A 17,216-nucleotide genomic window follows, 5' to 3' on the forward strand; every position below is an offset into this window, starting at 1 on the left:
CCTTGGGGCTGCGCACCGGAGGTTCCGCGATCCGCTTCATGACTCCCTTGGCCGCAGGGCGACTTGCTGCTCTGCGTGTGGTGAACGCATTGGGGCAGGGTGATCGTGCCGTCGGAGCACGGTGATCGTGTGCGAGGTCTTGACAGGAGCTTGGGCGCGGAGCCACCTTTGGCAACGTTGTCAGACACTCTGGCAACGTTGTCATGCCAACGGCTCCGGCGCCTCCGCGTGTTCGTCGGCCGCGCTGTTTTCTGATGGGACTCACGTTCATGGCAGGTCAGTCACATGCGCCGCGGGATCCTTCCGGTCCTTCCCGGCGGTCGGTGGTCACCACGGGTTCGACTCTTCTCGGCGGGTTCGGTCTAAGCGCTCTGTTCCCGGTGACGAGCACGGCCGCCGGGCGCGGTGACGCGCTCACCGCGGCGGCGTCGTCCGGTGAACTCGCCGCCTACCGCCCCGTCGAGGTCTCCTCGACGGACTACGCGCCGACTCCGGGCGAGTTCGTGGTCGACCGTCTCGCCTCGCCCGGGGTCCGGGGAAGCGGATGGCGCGCGGCGGCGGGGGACGATCCGCAGTGGATCTCGGTGGATCTTCAGGCCGACTGCCAGGTGACGCGGGTCCGGCTCACCTTCGAGGCCGACGCGAGCGATCCGGTCTTCACGCCCCCCGCCACCGGCAACAAGGCGGACGGCACCACTGGCAAGGAGATCCTGTCCAGTTACGCGCTCGCCTTCGTGGTCGAGACGTCCAGGGACGGCAGCTCCTGGACGAGTGTGTACCGCACGACCGCCGGTACGGGTGGGGTGGTGGACATTCCGCTGACCCGGTCCGTGACGGCGCGGTGGGTGCGGATGACGGCTCAGCGGCGGTCCAGTCCCAACCCGCTCGGGCTGAACGGTTTCGAGGTGTACGGCACGGCTGGCGGGCGGCGTCCCGCGGTCACCGGTTGGACCGACTGGGGGACCCACCACGGCGAGGCTCCCGGGCTGGCCGTCGCGGCGGACGGCACGGTGCCGTTGGAGTCCGGCTGGCGGCTGACCCTGGACGACTGGGCCGACGGCGAGGGCCCCGACCTGTCGAAGCCGACCGTGGACACCAGCGGCTGGCTGCCCGCGACCGTGCCCGGCACGGTCCTCGCCTCACTCGTCGATCAGGGAAAGCTCCCGGACCCGGTCGCCGGTCTGAACAATCTGCACATCCCTGAGGCGCTCTCCCGCCATTCCTGGTGGTACAAGCGCGACTTCGACCTGCCGTCCGGTCTGCGCACCGGTCATGGCCGCAGGGTCTGGCTGGAGTTCGACGGCATCAACCATCAGGCCGACATCTGGCTCAACGGCCACCAGGTGGGAGGGCTCACCTACCCGTTCGCCCGCTCAGCCCATGACGTGACGGAGTGGATCGCCGAGAAGGGCGAGAACGCGCTGGCGGTGAAGATCACGCCGATGCCCGTCCCCGGCAGCCCGGGGGACAAGGGTCCCGCCGGGGAGTCCTGGGTGGACGCGGGCGCGGGTCAGATGAACCTCAACTCGCCCACGTATCTGGCCGCTTCGGGATGGGACTGGATGCCCGCCGTTCGGGACCGGGTCTCGGGGATCTGGAACCATGTCCGGCTGAGGTCCACGGGGCCCGTGGTCATCGGCGACCCCCGGGTGGATACGGTTCTGCCGGATCTGCCCGACACCTCCGTCGCCGAACTGACCCTCACCGTCCCGGTCCGTAACGCCGATACGGCCGAGCACACCACGACCGTCTCCGCGTCCTTCGGCGACGTACGTGTCTCCAAGGCCGTCACCGTCCCGGCCGGCCGGAGCGTCGACGTCACCTTCGCCCCGGACGCCTTCAGCCGGCTGCGGCTGCGCAACCCCGCACTGTGGTGGCCCAACGGGCTCGGCAGCCCCGCGCTTCACGACCTCACCCTGGCCGCCTCGGTCGACGGGACGGAGAGCGACCGGCGCACCACCCGCTTCGGTATCCGCCAGTTCGGCTACGAGTACGACGTGCCGCTCCCCTTCACCTCGTCCGGCGACGCCCGCACCCAGTCGCTGGAGGTCGGAAGGCAGCAGGCCCGCTATGTACGGGTCAGGTGCCTGACCAGGGCCACCGACTGGGGCAGCTCCCTGTGGACCCTGTCCGTGACCGACAGCGGCAGACCGGGCACCGACCTCGCCCTGCACGCGAGCGCCACCTCCTCCACGACGGACGGCGACGACCACGGCCCCGGCAACGTCACCGACGGTGATCCCGGCACCCGCTGGTCCTCGGCCTACCAGGACGATCAGTGGATCCGCGTGGACCTGGGCTCCCAGCAGTCCTTCGACGGCGTCGACCTCGTGTGGGAACAGGCCTACGCCCGGACGTACGTGGTCCAGGTGTCCACGGACGACTCGACCTGGACGGACGTGAAGTCCGTCGACAACACCGCCGTACCGCTGCCGTTCAACACCGACCGGGCGAGCCTGCAGGTGGAGGACTTCACCGCCCATACCGCCCGCTTCGTGCGGATCAACTGTGGTGTGCGCCACACCAGTTGGGGCAACTCCCTCTGGTCCCTGTCGGTGATCGACAGTTCCCGTCCGGGCACCGACCTGGCACTGCACAAGGCGGCCACGGCCTCCACGGAGGAGTCCGATCATCCGGCCGCCGCCGCGACCGACGGCAGCCCCGACAGCCGGTGGTCGTCGCAGTACGAGGACCACCAGTGGATCCAGGTCGACCTCGGCTCCGCCCAGAGTTTCGACCGCGTGGCCATCCTGTGGGAGCAGGCCTATCCGAAGACGTACGTCATCCAGGTGTCGGCCGACGGTGACAGCTGGACGGATGTGAAGTCCGTGGACAACAGCCCGGTGCCGCTGAAGATCAGTGTGAACGGCGTTCGGGTGCTGGCCCGGGGCGGCAACTGGGGCTGGGACGAACTGCTGCGGCGGATGCCTGCCGAGCGGATGGACGCGGCGGTGCGCATGCACCGCGACATGAACTTCACGATGATCCGCAACTGGGTCGGCAGCATCAACCGGGAGGAGTTCTACGCCAGTTGCGACGAACACGGCATCCTGGTGTGGAACGACTTCCCCAATGCCTGGGCCATGGATCCGCCGGACCATGACGCGTTCAACGCGATCGCGCGCGACACCGTACTGCGCTACCGCGTCCACCCCTGCGTGGTGGTGTGGTGCGGCGCCAACGAGGGCGACCCGCCGGCCGCCATCGACAAGGGCATGCGCGACGCCGTCGAGCAGCAGGCCCCCGGCATCCTCTACCAGAACAACTCCGCCGGAGGCATCATCACCGGCGGCGGCCCCTACAACTGGGTGGAGCCCGAGAAGTACTACGACCCGTCGACCTACGGCAGCAACAGCTTCGGATTCCACACCGAGATCGGCATGCCGGTCGTCTCCACCGCCGAGAGCATGCGCAACCTGGTGGGCGACGAGAAGGAGTGGCCGATAGGCGGAGCGTGGTATTACCACGACTGGAGTGAACACGGGAATCAGGCTCCGCAGCAGTACCGGGCGGCGATCGAAGCACGTCTGGGCACCGCGACGGACCTCGACGACTTCGCCGGCAAGGCGCAGTTCGTCAACTACGAGAACGCGCGCAGCATGTTCGAGGCGTGGAACGCCCACCTGTGGGACGACGCCAGCGGCCTCATGCTGTGGATGTCCCACCCCGCCTGGCACAGCACCGTCTGGCAGACCTACGACTACGACTTCGACGTCAACGGCACCTACTACGGTGCCCGCACCGCCTGCGAGCCCCTGCACGTCCAGGCCGACCCGCTGAAATGGCAGCTCCTCGTGGTGAACCACACGCGCGGGAAGGTCGAGGGCGCGACCGTCACCGCCCGGCTCCACGACCTCGCCGGTCGCCGGATCGGCGGGACCAGGAAAGCCGTGGTCGATGTCGCGTCGGCCTCCACCACACCCGCCTTCGCCATGGACTGGACCGACGACCTGCCCGATCTGCACCTGCTGCGCCTGACCCTCGAGGACCACACGGGCCGTACGCTCTCGGCCAACACCTACTGGCGCCATCGGACCCCTGCCGCGATGAAGGCACTCAACGACCTCCCGCGGGTCAGGCTCTCGGCCTCGATCACCCGCGTGTCGCACTCCGGTACCGGTACCGGTACCGGTACTCGACGTGAGCTGACCGCTGTCGTCAAGAACCGTGGGTCGGCCCTCGCCCCGATGGTCCGGTTGTCGCTGCTGGACGATCACAGCGGTGAGCGCGTCCTGCCGACGCTGTACAGCGACAACTACCTCTGGCTGCTGCCCGGCGAGTCGCGGACGGTCACCCTGTCCTGGCCGGCTCACGCGCTGTCGTCGAACCGTCCGGCGCTCAGCGTGTCCGCCTACAACAGTCCCCGCACGGTCGCCCGGGGGTAGGGCTCAGGCAGGGCGGAGGTAGGGCGGTCGTCGGGCGTCCGTTCGTGCGCGTTAGCCTCGGTTTGTTCGACAGACGCAGGCAGGAGCGGGAGGCAGCAATGGCGAAGGTACCGGCCGCGGCGGTGGCCGCGGGTGGGCTCATCGGCGGCTACGGCGTGGCCCGGTGGACCAAGAAGCGGCAGCTCGGCGGGGTGGTGCTGGCAGCCGCCGGGGCCACGGCCGCGCAGCAGTGGCGGCGACAGGCCGGCGGGAAGGCCGCCGGGGCGCTGACCGTCGCGTACGTCGCCGCCTTCGCCGGGTCCCACCCGCTGGCCAAGAAGGTGGGCGCCTGGCCCTCCGTGTTCGGCGTCGCCGGTGCCGTGGCCCTCGCCTCGTGGGCCGTGGCCGACCGGCGGGCTTGAGCGAGTACGCGACGGTACGGGCCTGAGTACGTACGACGGTCGTCGCCGGGGCCGCCCCTCGCGCCGAGCCCGGCGACGGTCCTTTCCTGAGCCGACGGTGTCGGCACCAGGTCAGGCGACTTCCCCGCCCACCCCCGACCGTCCGGCTGGAACACCCACGATCAACACGGACACGTGCTCCCGTACGGACTCGCCGAGGACCGTGGTCACCGCTTCCGTCAGGGATCTGATCAAGCGGGCGGGCGCGTCGGGGATCTGGGGGTGGGTCAGGCCCGCTTCGCGCAGGGTGAGCGTGACGAGCGGTGCGGGTGCCTTGCCGGGTATACCCGCGGTTCCCCAGCGGTGCTCAGGGACGCCGAACAGTTCCACGACCGCGACCGTACGCGCCCACTCCCCGACCACGGCCGCCACCGCGTCGGTCAGCGCCCGGACGAGCTTCGCTTCGACGTCCCCGTCGAGCGTCTCCTCGCGGATCTGCACGGTGAGGTGTGGCATGAGTGATCTCCGTTCACGTGGATCGGTACCATGACGCCAGGTTCCCTTTGAGAGCAAAGCATCTTTGCCCTCAAAGCTAATTAGAGGGATGGACGATGTCAACGAGCGTCGACGACGCGGTCAGGGCGCTGCTGCTGCTCATGCCCCGCATGGTCGGGCGGGCCAAGCGCATCCCGGTGCCCGAGGAGCTCCAGTCGCTGGCGCTCGCTCCACGGCACCTGTCGCTGCTGTCGTACCTGCTCTTCGACGGACCTCTGACGGTGAACGACCTGGCCGCCCGCCTCGAAGTCGCGCCGACCACCGTCAGCCTCATGGTCGGCGAGCTGAGCGGTAAGGGAATTCTGGAGCGGCGGGAAGACCCCGCCGATCGCCGGCGACGCATTGTCAGCATCACCGATGCCCAACGGCCCTCCATCTCCGCATGGTTGGCGCGCGGAGCCACCGCCTGGCGTCAGGCGCTGGAACCGCTGACCCCCGATCAGCGGCAGCTGGTCATCGACACCTTGCGCGCCTATGAGGCCGCGGCGGCGGAGACGGACTCCGCGCCCGAGGCCGGGACCGAGAGCGTGACCGAGGGGCCCGTTCCCTGAAATGCCCGGCGGTACGCGTACGGGCTCGTTCCCACCACCCGCTTGAACCGCTCCCGGAACGCCGTCGGTGAGCCGAACCCCGCCTGGGTCGCGATGCGTTCGACCGGGTACGTGGTCGTCTCCAGGAGGTACTGGGCGCGGCGGACCCGGGCGCGGTGCAGCCACTGGAGCGGTGTGGTGCCGGTCTGGTCACGGAAGCGGCGGTTGAGCGTACGGGTGCTCATGCCGGCGTGGGCGGCGATGTCCTCCAGGGTCAGCTCGCGCTCCGCGTTCTCCTCCAGCCAGGCGAGGAGGGGCTCCATCGTGGTGCCGGCCGGTACCGGGGGCTGGTCGTGGATGATGAACTGGGCCTGGCCGCCCTCCCGTTCGAGCGGCATGACCGACATCCGGGCCGCGTGCGCGGCGACCGCCGAACCGTGGTCGTTGCGGATCATGTGCAGGCACATGTCGAGGGCGGCGGCCGCGCCCGCCGAGGTGAGGAACTGGCCGTTGTCGACGTAGAGGACGTTCGGGTCGACGGTCACGGCGGGGTATCTGGCCGCCAGGTTCTGCGCCGCGACCCAGTGGGTGGTGGCGCGCAGCCCGTCCAGCAGGCCGGTGGCGGCGAAGACGAAGGCGCCCACGCAGATCGAGGCGATCCGGGTGCCGTTCGCGGCCGCCGCGCGCAGCGCCTCCGTCACGCCCGGCGGGAGCGGGGCGACCGGGTCGGCGACGCCGGGCAGGATGATCGTGTCGGCCTCGGCCAGCGCCTCCAGGCCGTAGGGGGCGCGGATCGTGAACGGGCCCGCGCTCACCTCCTCGTCCGCCGTCGGCGAGCAGACCCGGATCCGGTAGGGCTCCCGGCCGTCCGGCAGCCGGGCCCAGCCGAAGGTGTCGATCGGGGCGGAGAGGTCGAACGGGATGACCTGGTCGAGCGCCAGTACGGCCACGGTGTGCATGGCCAGAGCGTAGGCATACGGCGGATTGTGGCCAAGGGGGGCTCGTAGCCTCGCAGGGCGCCTACTGTGCCGTAGTGCTCGTAGTACTGCTTTCGGGCCGCCGATTCCTTGTGGCGCGGTGGGTGGCGAGAATCCGTTGGACCCTGGCAGAAGTGCCGCTTCTGCAAGATCGTGCGCACCCCTAGCGTCAGCCCGTGAACAAGTTCCTTCTCGCCGTGCACGTCCTCGCCGCGATCGTCGCGGTCGGACCCGTCACCGTCGCCGCCAGCATGTTCCCGCCCAGTGCGCGCAAGGCACTCGCCGAGCCCGGAGACGCCCAGGCCCTCTCCACCGTGCGGGTGCTGCACCGCATCTGCCGTCTGTACGCGACGGTCGGCGTCGCCGTGCCCGTGTTCGGGTTCGCCACGGCCAAGAACATGGGCGTGCTCGGCGACACCTGGCTGATCGTCTCGATCGCGCTGACGGCCCTGGCCGCCGTCGTCCTCGCCGCGCTGGTCCTGCCCCGGCAGACCGCGCTCATGGAGGGCATAGAGGGCATGGAGGGCATGGAGGAGTCCATAGAGGAAGGCGTGGGGGAAGGCGGGCAGGGTGCGGCGTACGCCGGAGCGAGCCGTGTCGGCGCGCGGGACACCGCCCGGCTCGCCATGTTCACCGGGCTCTTCAACCTCCTCTGGGCCACCGTCACGATCCTGATGATTGTCCGACCGGGGTCCACCACGGGCGCCTAGCCCTAGGATCCGGCTCATGCATGGACAGGTGTACGGACCACACGATCCGTCGACGCCCTCGGCCCCGGCCGCCTACCTCGCCACCCTGGAGGGCCGACTGACAGCCGACGGGTGCGCCACCCGCTGGGAGGACTGGGCCGGGGTGCCCGTGCTGGTGGGGCGACGGTCGGACTTCCGGCTGCGCTGGATGGCGACGAAGCTGTATCTGTTCACCGTGGCCGCGGCGGTTCCGGAGATCACCGTGCCCGTCGTCGAGGGCTTCACCGAACAGGTGACGAAGTACGCCAAGGACACCAAGGGCGGCCTGCCCGTCGGTCTGCAGAACGGGGTCGGCGCCTTCCCCGTCCTGGTCAGCGACCGCGTCGACCCGGCCGCCGTGCGGTGGGCGGAGGAGCGCCAACGCGTCCGGTTCGCCTGTATGACACGGCCCGTCGTGGTCGACACCTCCCGCCCGTACGTGGGCATGTACCGCGGCAAGCCGGCCCTCGGGCGCATCTACGCCACGTACTTCATCGAGAAGGGCTCGCGGTACTTCTACGGTCCGTGAATCGTCGCTTCCTCGGCCCGTGAATCGTCACTTCAACGGTCCGCGAGTCCTCCCCCCGCCGGGCGTTCACCACCACTGGGCGAGGCTGAGCGCCTCGTCCGACGAGTCCCAGGAGTCGCCGGAGCCCGAGGAACTCGCCCAGTCCGCCGCCCGGTACCGCCTCGCCACCGCCGTCGCGATCAGCACCCCCGCCGCGACCACCAGCGTGAAGAACGCCCAGGTGAGCGGCCAGACCGCCGCGTCCGGGGGCTCCGGGTGGGAGTGGAAGGAGATGTACATGAGCGCTGCCGGTGGTCCCGCCACCAGCAGCAACGGCCAGGCCAGCGCGTCCCGGCGGCCGAGGTAGGCGGCCAGGAGCAGCAGGGCCACGCCGAGGAGGACGGCGCCGAGGACGGTCACCGAGGTCGCCTCGGTGACCGACCCGGTCGCCCCGGGACGGTTGCGCAGGTCCCAGGGGAGGCAGAGGAGGTACGCCGCGCCGGACAGGGCGGCGCCGAGCACGCGCGTCAGCCAGCGTTCCGGCCAGGGGCGCGTTCGCAGAGGGCCTAACAGCTTCTCGGTCATACGTACGAGGGTTGCCGCCCGGGCGGCGGCCCGACAGAGTACGCGTACTCAGGTTCCCGTACTCATTTCCCGGACTCAGCCCGAACTCGGTTCCCGTACTCAAGAGTCGGCGGGTGCCACCGTCGACAGCGGGGGCGCGATGTCCTCCAGCGAGCGCCGTTCGGCGTTCACCGCCAGAAACGCGGCGACCAGGCCCGCCGCGCACATCAGGCCCGCGCCGATCTGGAAGGCCAGCACGGTGTCGCCGACCACGCCGGACTGGGTGAGGTCCGCGAAGACCAGCGGTCCGCTGATGCCGCCGGCCGCCGTGCCGATGGCGTAGAAGAAGGCGATGGCCATCGCGCGGGTCTCCATGGGGAAGATCTCGGAGACCGTGAGGTAGGCGCTCGACGCGCCCGCCGAGGCGAAGAAGAGGGCCACGCACCAGCAGGCCGTCAGGGTCACCGCGCTCAGCGAGCCCCGGCCGAACAGCCAGGCGGTGCCGAACAGCAGCAGCCCGGAGAGCAGGTACGTCGACGAGATCATCCGGCGGCGGCCGACCGTGTCGAAGAGCGTGCCGAGCAGCAGCGGGCCGAGGAAGTTGCCGAGCGCGATCACGGCGAAGTAGTAGCCGGTGGAGCCCACCGGAATGTCGTAGAACTTGGTCAGGATCGCGCCGAAGCCGAAGGTGATCGCGTTGTAGAGGAACGCCTGGCCGATGAAGAGGGAGAGGCCGAGCGCGGCGCGTTTGCGGTAGGTCGCGAGGACCGTGCGGGCGATGGTGAGGAAGCCGATGGTCTTGCGCTGGTGGATGGTGATCTCCCCGGCGGGGGGCGGCAGTTCGCGGCCGCCGAGGTCGGCGCGGACCCGTTCCTCCACCGACGCCACCAGTTGCTCGGCCTCCTCCTGCCTGCCGTGGATCAGCAGCCACCGTGGGCTCTCCGGGACATTGCGGCGTACGAGGAGGATGACCAGGCCGAGGACCACGCCGAGGGCGAAGGTCAGCCGCCAGCCGATGTTCGCCGGGAAGAGGGCGGTGTCCAGCGCGACGATCGACAACAGGGAGCCGCCGATCGCGCCCAGCCAGAAGCTGCCGTTGATGATCAGGTCGACCCGGCCGCGGTACTGGGAGGGGATCAGCTCGTCGATCGCGGAGTTGATGGCCGCGTACTCGCCGCCGATGCCGAAGCCCGTGAGGAAACGGAAGGTGAAGAACCACCAGGGCTCGAAGGAGACGGCGGTCAGGGCCGTGGCCCCCAGATACACCGCCAGGGTGACCATGAACAGTTTCCTGCGGCCGAAGCGGTCGGTGAGGCGGCCGAAGAACAGCGCCCCCACGCACGCGCCGGCGACATAGAGGGCGGCCGCGGTGCCGGTGACCTGCGCGGAGGTGATCGGCAGGCCGCTGCCGGGCTCGGAGAGGCGTCCGGCGATGTTGCCGACGATCGTGACTTCCAGGCCGTCGAGGATCCACACGGTGCCGAGGCCGATCACCACGGTCCAGTGCCAGCGTGACCACGGGAGGCGGTCGAGACGGGCGGGAACGGCGGTGGTGACCAGGCCCCCGGCTTGATCCCGGCCTTCCCCCCGGCCCTTCTCCTCAACGGTGGACATGAGGCTCCCTCCTCGTCGAGCGACGCCTGCCCGGGTTCCCTCCGGAGCACGGCCTACGCCCGCCCGAGTGCGGTCACACCCTCCCGAGAGGGATCTACGCCCCCACGATCCGCGACACCGTATAGATCAGCAACCCGGCCAACGAGCCCACCACCGTGCCGTTGATCCGGATGAACTGCAGGTCACGGCCGATGTGGGCCTCGATCTTCCTGGTGGTGTGCTCGGCGTCCCAACCGGCCACCGTGTCGGTGATGAGGGAGGTGATCTCGGTCCGGTACGTCGTCACCACGTACACCGCCGCGCCCTCGACCCACCGGTCGACCTTGGCCTGGAGCTTGGGATCGGTGGCCATGCGGGCGCCCAGCGAGAGCAGGGAGGCCCGCACGCGCAGCCGCAGCTCACTGCGCTCGTCCTCGGCGGCGGACACGATCATGGACCGTACGGCCGTCCAGGCGGAGGCGATCAGGTCCTGGACCTCGCCGCGGCCGAGCACCTCGCCCTTCAGGCGCTCCACGCGCGCGCGGGTGTCGGTGTCGGACTGGAGGTCGGAGGCGAAGTCGGTGAGGAAGCGGTCGAGGGCGCCGCGGGCCGGGTGGGAGGGGGCGTCGCGCATCTCGGTGACGAAGCGGAGCAGCTCCTTGTAGACCCGCTCGCCGACCTTCTTGTCGACGAAGCGCGGGGTCCAGCCGGGCGCGCCGCCCTGGATCGCGTCCATGACCTGCTCGTCGTGGAGCACCAGCCAGTCGTGGGCGCGGAGGCAGACCAGGTCCACGACCCGCTTGTGGCCGCCGTCCGCGACGATCTTCTCCAGCATCTTCCCTATGCCGGGCGCGATCTCCTGGGCGTCGGCACGGCGGGTGATCGCCTCTCCGACCACCGCCTGCACGTCGGAGTCGCGCAGCACGGTCAGGGCGCCTCTGAGCGCGGCGGCGAGCTCGGCGGTGACCCGGTCGGCGTGGTCCGGTTCGGCGAGCCAGGCACCGAGACGGCTGCCGATGCCGACGGCGCGCAGGCGCTGTCGTACGACGTCGGAGGAGAGGAAGTTCTCGCCGACGAACTCGCCGAGCGAGACGCCCAGCTGGTCCTTCTTGGTGGGGATGATCGCGGTGTGCGGGATGGGCAGGCCGAGCGGGTGGCGGAAGAGGGCCGTGACCGCGAACCAGTCGGCGAGCGCGCCGACCATGCCGGCCTCGGCGGCCGCCGCGACATAACCGGCCCAGGCTCCGGCGCCCTCGTGGGACGCCCACTTCGCGAGGACGTACACGAAGGCGACGAAGAGCAGCAGGCCGGTGGCCGTCAGTTTCATCTGGCGGACACCGCGACGCTTCTCCTCGTCGGCGGGGCTGAACGAGGTCATCGCGCGGTTCGTCGGACCGGGGGCTGTCGTCGCGCGCCGCTCCCGGCCGGGGCCGGTCGTCGTGCGTTCGGCCTGGTCGACGGCGGTCGTCGCGCGGTTGCCGGGGGCGCCGGGCCGGGCGGACAGCCCTTCGGCGCCCGCGTCTTCCGGTTCTGTTCGTTCCATTCACTCCACCCGTTCGCCGAGCCGTCCGAGGGCTCCGTACACATTGTCCCTTCCTGACCGACTCCCGGAACGGAACAGGAGTTCCCTGCGTCTGTTCGGACGGGGGGAACTCAGGGGAATCCTGGGGCCGTCTCCGGGAAATCTCGGGGGCGTCTCAGGGGCACCTCCGGGGCGTCTCCGGGTCGTTCGAGGCCGCGGGAGGGGGGTCCCGTCGTTTTCCTCCCCACCGTGTACCCCATCATGTGATCATCACTTCGGAGCCTCGGGCTCCCCTCGCCCGAGGAGACACGCACCGCATGACCAAGCGTCACGGTTATGCCCTGCTGGCCGCCGTCATCGCCACGATCGTGGCCATATCCGGAGCCATATACGTGGGTGTCGCCGCCGACGACGGCACCGGCGGCACCCGCAACGCCACCGCCGACAACCGCGCCCCGCGCGACTCGGCCGCCCCCGCCTCCGCCGGCACCTGGGTCGGCACCTGGTCGGCCTCCCCCGCCGCAGCCGAGCCCGGCACCGAGACGAACGGCATGACGGGCCGCTCCCTGCGCAACGTCGTGCACACGGACGTCGGCGGCACCGAAGCCCGCATCACCCTGTCCAACCTCTACGGACAGCAGCCGCTGAACATCACGCACGCCTCGATCGCCGTCGCCGCGGCCGAGAACGACGCGGCGGCGGTGGCCGACACCATGCGCCGCCTCACCTTCTCCGGCAGCACCACCGTGGTCGTCCCGGCCGGACAGCAGATCATCAGCGACGCCGTGCGCGTGCGCGTCCCGCGCGACTCCGACGTCCTCGTGACCACCTACTCCCCGACTCCGTCCGGCCCGGTCACCTACCACCCGCACGCACGGCAGATCTCCTACGCCGCCCAGGGCGACCGCACCGAGGACGTGACCGCCACCGCGTACACCGAGCAGACCCCGCACTGGCGCTACCTCACCGCGCTCGACGTACTGAGCGACGAATCCGTCGGCACCGTCGTCGCCCTGGGCGACTCGATCACCGACGGCATCACCTCCACGGAGGGCGCCAACCACCGCTGGACGGACGTCCTCGCCGACCGGCTGCGCGCCGCGGCCGGCACCGGGGACGTACCTCGCTACAGCGTCGTCAACCAGGGCATCAGCGGCAACCAGGTCCTGGCCGAAGGGCTCGGCCGGCCCGCCGACAACCCGAGCGGTCTGAACCGTCTCGAACGCGACGTGCTCGGCCGTACGAACGTCAAGGCCGTCGTCATCGACCTCGGCGTCAACGACATCCTGCGCAACCAGGGCCAGGTCGATCCGGTGGCAGTCACCGACGGGCTGCGGGAGATGGTGCGGCGGGCGCACGCGCGCGGGCTGCGGGTCGTCGGGGCGACGCTGATGCCCTTCGGGGGGCACCGCGGGTACTCGCGCTCGCGTGACGCCGTGCGCCGGGCCGTCAACGCGGAGATCCGGGCGGGGAAGGTGTACGACGCCGTCGTCGACTTCGACGAGGCGTTGCGGGATCCCTACGATCCGCGGCGACTGCGGTCCGATTACGACTCCGGGGACCATCTGCACCCCAGTGACAAGGGGTACAAGCGGATGGCGGAGGTGTTCGAGATCGGGGACCTGAAGGGGGCGGCGCCTGCGGAGCTGTGACCTCGGCCGGAGACTAATAGCCGCCGTGCCTCCGCCGATGCCGCTCGTCCCTGCGCCCCCGGTGCCGTTCTCTGCGCTCCTCCTGGCGCTCCCTGCGTTCCTCGTGGCGTTCGCGGATGAGGTCGTGGGCGTCGTCCAGGGCGTCGAACATGTCGCCGAGGCCGTCCCGCCGTGAACCCTCCAGTTCCTTGCGGGCGCTCTTGCGCTCCAGCTTCTCCTGGCGGCGCTCCTCCTTCAGGCGCAGCCGCTCGGCACGGGTCAGCTTGCGCTCCACGCCGACGCCGCCCCAGAAGGCGAAGCCCGTGACGATCACGCGCGGGGCGCCCGGGTCTCCGGCCCGCCCCTCCTCGCGGTGGTCGAAGCCGCCCATGATGCCGATGCCGCGGACGACGACCTCGACGCCGGGCGGCACGATGACGTTCACGCCGCCCATGACGGCGACGACGTTGACGACGACCTCGCGGTCCGCGAAGTTCGCCTCGCGCAGGTCGATCTCACCGCCGCCCATGAAGGCGAAGGAGTTGAAGCGCTTGGGGACCGTCCAGCGGCCCTTGCGCTCGAAGCCCGACAGGATCGCGACACCCCACGAGGACGAGCCCTCGCCGCCGACGATCCGCCCCGCCCAACTCCCGCTCTCCTCGGGCTGCTTGACCATGGAGATCGGGGCCGCGGCGTGCGCGCCCGGCAGATCGCGGGTGAGCGGCGCCAGTTCCCTGTACGTCCGTGCCTTGAACGCCGCTTCCAGCCGCTCCTCGAACTCCTCCATGTCGAGGCGGCCCTCCGCGAGAGCGTCCCGCAGCTGTTCGGCGACTCGTTCACGATCGGCGTCGGAGGCCCGCAGCTCCGCGCTCGGGGATCCGGGGTCCGGCGGCGTCGGTCGCTGGTCGTCGCTTCCCCTGGAAGGCGCATCCTCGGTCATGGGACTCAGCCTACGAGAGAGCCTTCTCCGCGTACATGCGGCTGATGACCGCCTCGATGTCCGGCTCCCGCACCGAGAGGTCCACCAGGGGGAACTCGGCCGCGATCCGCGCCACCAGCTCCGCCGCCGACGCCGCCGCGGGGAAGGCGAGCCACTGCCGGGGCCCCTCCACCTTCACCACCCGCGCCGAGTCCACCTCGATCGGCGGGAGCTCCCGCTCCAGGTCGACCACGAGGGTCCGCTCGCTCTCCCCCACCTCGTGCAGCCCGGTCAGCGGACCGTCGTACATCAGCCGCCCGTGGTCGATGACCATCACCCGCCGGCACAACTGCTCGATGTCGGTGAGGTCGTGCGTGGTCAGCAGCACCGTCGTACCACGCTCGGCGTTCAGGTCCCGCAGGAAGGAACGGACCTTGGCCTTGCTGATCACATCGAGGCCGATGGTGGGTTCGTCGAGGTAGAGGACCTCGGGGTCGTGCAGCAGCGCCGCCCCGATGTCGCCGCGCATCCGCTGCCCCAGCGAGAGCTGGCGCACCGGCACGTCCAACAGGGCTTCCAGGTCGAGGAGTTCGACGCAGCGGTCGAGGTTCTCGCGGTAACGGGCGTCCGGGATCCGGTACATGCGGTGCATCAGCCGGTAGGAGTCGATCAGCGGAAGGTCCCACCACAGGGTCGTACGCTGCCCGAAGACGACCCCGATGCGCTGTGCGAGCCGGGTCCGCTCGCGGGAGGGGTCGATGCCCGCCACCCGGAGCCGGCCGGCGCTCGGCGTGAGGATGCCGGTGAGCATCTTGATGGTGGTCGACTTGCCCGCGCCGTTCGGGCCGATGTAGCCGACCATCTCACCGCGCGCCACGGTGAAGGAGAGGGAGTCCACGGCACGTACCTGGCGCCGTTCGCTGCGCAGGAAGCCGGTCTTCTTGCGGACGTCGAAGACCTTCTCGACGCCGTCGAGTTCGATGAAGTCGCCCACCGGATCCCTGACCGGGTCCGTCATCAGGCCTGTTTCCACGTCGGTTCAACTCCCCGTGCTGCGATACGAACGAAGTCCCGCCCGCCAGGCGACCCCCGCCAGCGCGCAGCAGCCCGCCGCGATCAGGGGCGGGGTGAAGGCGATCCAGGTCGGCAGGTCGAGCGGATAGGGCCGGCCCAGCACGTACAGCCCGGGCAGCCAGTTAACGAAGGCCAGCGGGAGCACGAAGGTGACCCCGCGCACCAGGTCCTTGGCGAAGACGGTCGGCGGGTACTGCAGGAGCGTGGTGCCGCCGTACGTGAAGGAGTTCTGCACCTCGGAGGCGTCCTGCGCGATGAACTGGAAGGCTCCGCCCGCTACGAACACGGCCGCGAAGATGGCGGCGCCGCAGAGCAGCATCAGCGGGACCATGAGCAGTCTGAGCGGCGTCCAGTCGATGTCGAGCACGGCGATCGCGTACGCGAGGACCAGCAGCCCCTGGGTGACCCGGCCGAGGCGGCGCAGCGCGAAGCGGTCGGCGGCGACCTGGGCGAGTACGGGGACGGGGCGTACGAGGAGGGTGTCGAGGGTGCCGTCGCGCACCCGGCGCCCGAGCCGGTCCATCGAGCCGACCACCAGGTCCGTGATCCCGAAGGAGGTGGCCGAGACGCCGTACAGGAAGGCGACCTCGGGCAGGCTGTAGCCGCCGATCCGGTCGACCCGCGAGAACATCAGCAGGACGGCCACGAAGTCGAGGGCGGTCGCCGCGAAGTTCCCGAAGGTGGTCATCACGAAGGAGGCGCGGTAGGCCATGGTGGAGCGGATCCACATCCCGGCGATCATCCGGTAGGCGCGGAATCCGTCCCGCACTCGGGCATACGTCCCCTGCGGCGCACCCAGCACCGCCGAGGCCGCCCGCTCCCCGGAGGTGACCGAGTCCCCGGAGCCCCGTGAGGTGACCGAGTCCCCGGAGCCCCGTGCGGCTTCCGATACCTCCGCCGAGTCAGCCACCCTGCACCACCACCCTCCGTGTCGCCACTGACTGGATCAGTCGGCCCAGGGTCAGGAGCCCCAGCGCCCAGGACGCCTGGAAGGCGTACATGCCGAGGGGGTCCGCGGTGCCGAGCAGGACGTCCGCGGGGCCCTGGACCAGGGACGACCAGGGCAGGGCGCGTACGACCTCGCCCAGCGCGCCCGGGAAGACGTTCAGCGGCAGCAGCATCCCCGAGCAGAAGACACCCGCGATCATGGACATCTGCGCCACGCCCGCCCCGTCGAGCAGCCAGAACGCGGACAGGGCCACCAGGTAGCGGAGCGAGAAGCTGACAACTGTTCCGAGCGCGACCGCGATCAGGAACGCGATCCAGGTCAACGGGTCGGCGGGGAGCGCCAGTTCGAAGAAGAGCGCGCCGAACGCGAGGGGCACCGCTCCGCGCCCCAGCAGATGGAACATGGCCCGCCCCGCGTCCTGGGACAGCCACCACAGCTGGAGGTCGACGGGCCGGTACAGGTCGATCGCGATGTCACCCGTACGGATGCGCTCGATCAACTCGTCCTCGAAGCCGCCGCCCATCGTCGCCATCGCCATGAGCAGCGCCTGGGAGAGCCACACATAGGTGAGCGCCTGGGCCTGGTCATAGCCGCCGAGGTGCGGTTTCTCGTCCCACAGGGCCATGAAGACGTACGCCAGGATCAGCCCGAAGACGGTGTTGGTGAACACCCCCGCCGCCGTCGCCGTCCGATAAGTGGCGTAGCGCCGGAACCCGCCCACCGCGACGGCCGTGTACAACCGCCCTGTCCCCACGAGGATGTCCTCCTTGCGCCAAAAGGGCCGTTGTGGCCGAAGCGCAGGAGCCTAGCCCCGCCCGGCTTCGCCTGCCAGGCATTTTCAGGCGCGACACGTGCCGGGATCCGGGAACGGAACGCTTGGTGCGACAGTCTTCATCAGGGG

15 protein-coding genes are annotated in these 17,216 nt (G+C 70.3%); 6 read left to right on the plus strand and 9 right to left on the minus strand.

The genetic code is table 11. The features are described from left to right. The first annotated feature begins 269 nt into the window (after window positions 1-269). Window positions 270-4,385, plus strand: coding sequence for a discoidin domain-containing protein (locus tag KVT44_RS09475; RefSeq protein ID WP_217566686.1), 4,116 nt, complete (start codon window positions 270-272; stop codon window positions 4,383-4,385). A gap of 98 nt (window positions 4,386-4,483) precedes the next feature. Then, window positions 4,484-4,786, plus strand: a complete 303-nt coding sequence (locus tag KVT44_RS09480) for a hypothetical protein (RefSeq protein WP_075029125.1) — start codon at window positions 4,484-4,486, stop codon at window positions 4,784-4,786. Between the two features lie 111 nt (window positions 4,787-4,897). Here the strand turns inward: KVT44_RS09480 and KVT44_RS09485 are convergent, their stop codons facing one another. Then, window positions 4,898-5,281 (minus strand): tautomerase family protein, encoded by a 384-nt coding sequence (locus tag KVT44_RS09485; protein WP_099922452.1) that lies wholly within the window; start codon window positions 5,279-5,281, stop codon window positions 4,898-4,900. A 95-nt stretch (window positions 5,282-5,376) separates the two neighbouring features. Here KVT44_RS09485 and KVT44_RS09490 point away from each other — a divergent pair, with 95 nt between their 5' ends. After that, window positions 5,377-5,871, plus strand: a complete 495-nt coding sequence (locus KVT44_RS09490; RefSeq protein ID WP_099922451.1) for a MarR family winged helix-turn-helix transcriptional regulator — start codon at window positions 5,377-5,379, stop codon at window positions 5,869-5,871. Here the strand turns inward: KVT44_RS09490 and KVT44_RS09495 are convergent. Continuing rightward, on the minus strand, window positions 5,793-6,809 hold the full coding sequence (locus KVT44_RS09495; protein ID WP_217566687.1) for a GlxA family transcriptional regulator: 1,017 nt from the start codon (window positions 6,807-6,809) through the stop codon (window positions 5,793-5,795). The two genes, KVT44_RS09490 and KVT44_RS09495, sit on opposite strands and share 79 nt — an antisense overlap. 194 nt (window positions 6,810-7,003) lie before the next feature. Between KVT44_RS09495 and KVT44_RS09500 the strand changes: the two genes are divergently transcribed. Continuing rightward, the gene (locus tag KVT44_RS09500; protein WP_217566688.1) at window positions 7,004-7,537 is read left to right on the plus strand and encodes a DUF2269 family protein; all 534 of its coding nucleotides are present in this window, start codon (window positions 7,004-7,006) and stop codon (window positions 7,535-7,537) included. 16 nt (window positions 7,538-7,553) lie between these two features. Further along, complete coding sequence (locus tag KVT44_RS09505) at window positions 7,554-8,084, plus strand: levansucrase (protein WP_190173115.1); 531 nt, start codon at window positions 7,554-7,556, stop codon at window positions 8,082-8,084. Between the two features lie 66 nt (window positions 8,085-8,150). On the opposite strand, the gene KVT44_RS09510 is transcribed toward KVT44_RS09505, so the two are convergent. From KVT44_RS09510 to KVT44_RS09520, 3 genes are all read right to left on the minus strand, one after another. After that, on the minus strand, window positions 8,151-8,648 hold the full coding sequence (locus tag KVT44_RS09510) for a hypothetical protein (RefSeq protein ID WP_254649138.1): 498 nt from the start codon (window positions 8,646-8,648) through the stop codon (window positions 8,151-8,153). Between the two features lie 99 nt (window positions 8,649-8,747). Further along, window positions 8,748-10,241, minus strand: coding sequence for an MFS transporter (locus tag KVT44_RS09515; RefSeq protein ID WP_190173114.1), 1,494 nt, complete (start codon window positions 10,239-10,241; stop codon window positions 8,748-8,750). A 94-nt stretch (window positions 10,242-10,335) separates the two neighbouring features. Beyond that, window positions 10,336-11,763, minus strand: coding sequence for a DUF445 domain-containing protein (locus tag KVT44_RS09520; protein ID WP_190173113.1), 1,428 nt, complete (start codon window positions 11,761-11,763; stop codon window positions 10,336-10,338). 296 nt (window positions 11,764-12,059) lie between these two features. Here KVT44_RS09520 and KVT44_RS09525 point away from each other — a divergent pair, with 296 nt between their 5' ends. Next, window positions 12,060-13,394, plus strand: a complete 1,335-nt coding sequence (locus KVT44_RS09525) for an SGNH/GDSL hydrolase family protein (protein WP_217566689.1) — start codon at window positions 12,060-12,062, stop codon at window positions 13,392-13,394. Window positions 13,395-13,407: 13 nt separating this feature from the next. On the opposite strand, the gene KVT44_RS09530 is transcribed toward KVT44_RS09525, so the two are convergent. From KVT44_RS09530 to KVT44_RS09545, 4 genes are all read right to left on the minus strand, one after another. Then, window positions 13,408-14,313 carry a DUF1707 domain-containing protein gene (locus tag KVT44_RS09530; protein WP_217566690.1) on the minus strand — a complete coding sequence of 302 codons (906 nt, stop codon included), beginning with the start codon at window positions 14,311-14,313 and terminating at the stop codon, window positions 13,408-13,410. Window positions 14,314-14,323: 10 nt separating this feature from the next. Further along, window positions 14,324-15,310: an ATP-binding cassette domain-containing protein gene (locus KVT44_RS09535; protein WP_190173195.1), complete on the minus strand. Its 987-nt coding sequence runs from the start codon at window positions 15,308-15,310 to the stop codon at window positions 14,324-14,326. Between the two features lie 21 nt (window positions 15,311-15,331). Beyond that, window positions 15,332-16,108: an ABC transporter permease gene (locus KVT44_RS09540; protein ID WP_075029271.1), complete on the minus strand. Its 777-nt coding sequence runs from the start codon at window positions 16,106-16,108 to the stop codon at window positions 15,332-15,334. A 160-nt stretch (window positions 16,109-16,268) separates the two neighbouring features. Then, entirely contained in the window at window positions 16,269-17,069 is an 801-nt protein-coding gene (locus tag KVT44_RS09545) for an ABC-2 family transporter protein (RefSeq protein ID WP_217566691.1), read from the minus strand. Window positions 17,070-17,216: the final 147 nt, after the last annotated feature.

Source organism: Streptomyces sp. GbtcB7 (assembly GCF_019091445.1).
In the GTDB taxonomy this organism is placed as follows: domain Bacteria; phylum Actinomycetota; class Actinomycetes; order Streptomycetales; family Streptomycetaceae; genus Streptomyces; species Streptomyces mirabilis.

What these genes read in the sequence shown, in the direction of transcription:
- KVT44_RS09480 (WP_075029125.1), top strand. Translation starts at nt 4,484, where the DNA reads ATGGCGAAGGTACCGGCCGCGGCGGTGGCCGCGGGTGGGCTCATCGGC.
- KVT44_RS09525 (WP_217566689.1), top strand. Translation starts at nt 12,060, where the DNA reads ATGACCAAGCGTCACGGTTATGCCCTGCTGGCCGCCGTCATCGCCACG.
- KVT44_RS09540 (WP_075029271.1), bottom strand. Translation starts at nt 16,108, where the DNA reads ATGATCGCCGGGATGTGGATCCGCTCCACCATGGCCTACCGCGCCTCC.
- KVT44_RS09485 (WP_099922452.1), bottom strand. Translation starts at nt 5,281, where the DNA reads ATGCCACACCTCACCGTGCAGATCCGCGAGGAGACGCTCGACGGGGAC.
- KVT44_RS09510 (WP_254649138.1), bottom strand. Translation starts at nt 8,648, where the DNA reads ATGACCGAGAAGCTGTTAGGCCCTCTGCGAACGCGCCCCTGGCCGGAA.
- KVT44_RS09515 (WP_190173114.1), bottom strand. Translation starts at nt 10,241, where the DNA reads ATGTCCACCGTTGAGGAGAAGGGCCGGGGGGAAGGCCGGGATCAAGCC.
- KVT44_RS09495 (WP_217566687.1), bottom strand. Translation starts at nt 6,809, where the DNA reads ATGCACACCGTGGCCGTACTGGCGCTCGACCAGGTCATCCCGTTCGAC.
- KVT44_RS09535 (WP_190173195.1), bottom strand. Translation starts at nt 15,310, where the DNA reads ATGACGGACCCGGTCAGGGATCCGGTGGGCGACTTCATCGAACTCGAC.
- KVT44_RS09475 (WP_217566686.1), top strand. Translation starts at nt 270, where the DNA reads ATGGCAGGTCAGTCACATGCGCCGCGGGATCCTTCCGGTCCTTCCCGG.
- KVT44_RS09505 (WP_190173115.1), top strand. Translation starts at nt 7,554, where the DNA reads ATGCATGGACAGGTGTACGGACCACACGATCCGTCGACGCCCTCGGCC.
- KVT44_RS09530 (WP_217566690.1), bottom strand. Translation starts at nt 14,313, where the DNA reads ATGACCGAGGATGCGCCTTCCAGGGGAAGCGACGACCAGCGACCGACG.
- KVT44_RS09520 (WP_190173113.1), bottom strand. Translation starts at nt 11,763, where the DNA reads ATGGAACGAACAGAACCGGAAGACGCGGGCGCCGAAGGGCTGTCCGCC.
- KVT44_RS09490 (WP_099922451.1), top strand. Translation starts at nt 5,377, where the DNA reads ATGTCAACGAGCGTCGACGACGCGGTCAGGGCGCTGCTGCTGCTCATG.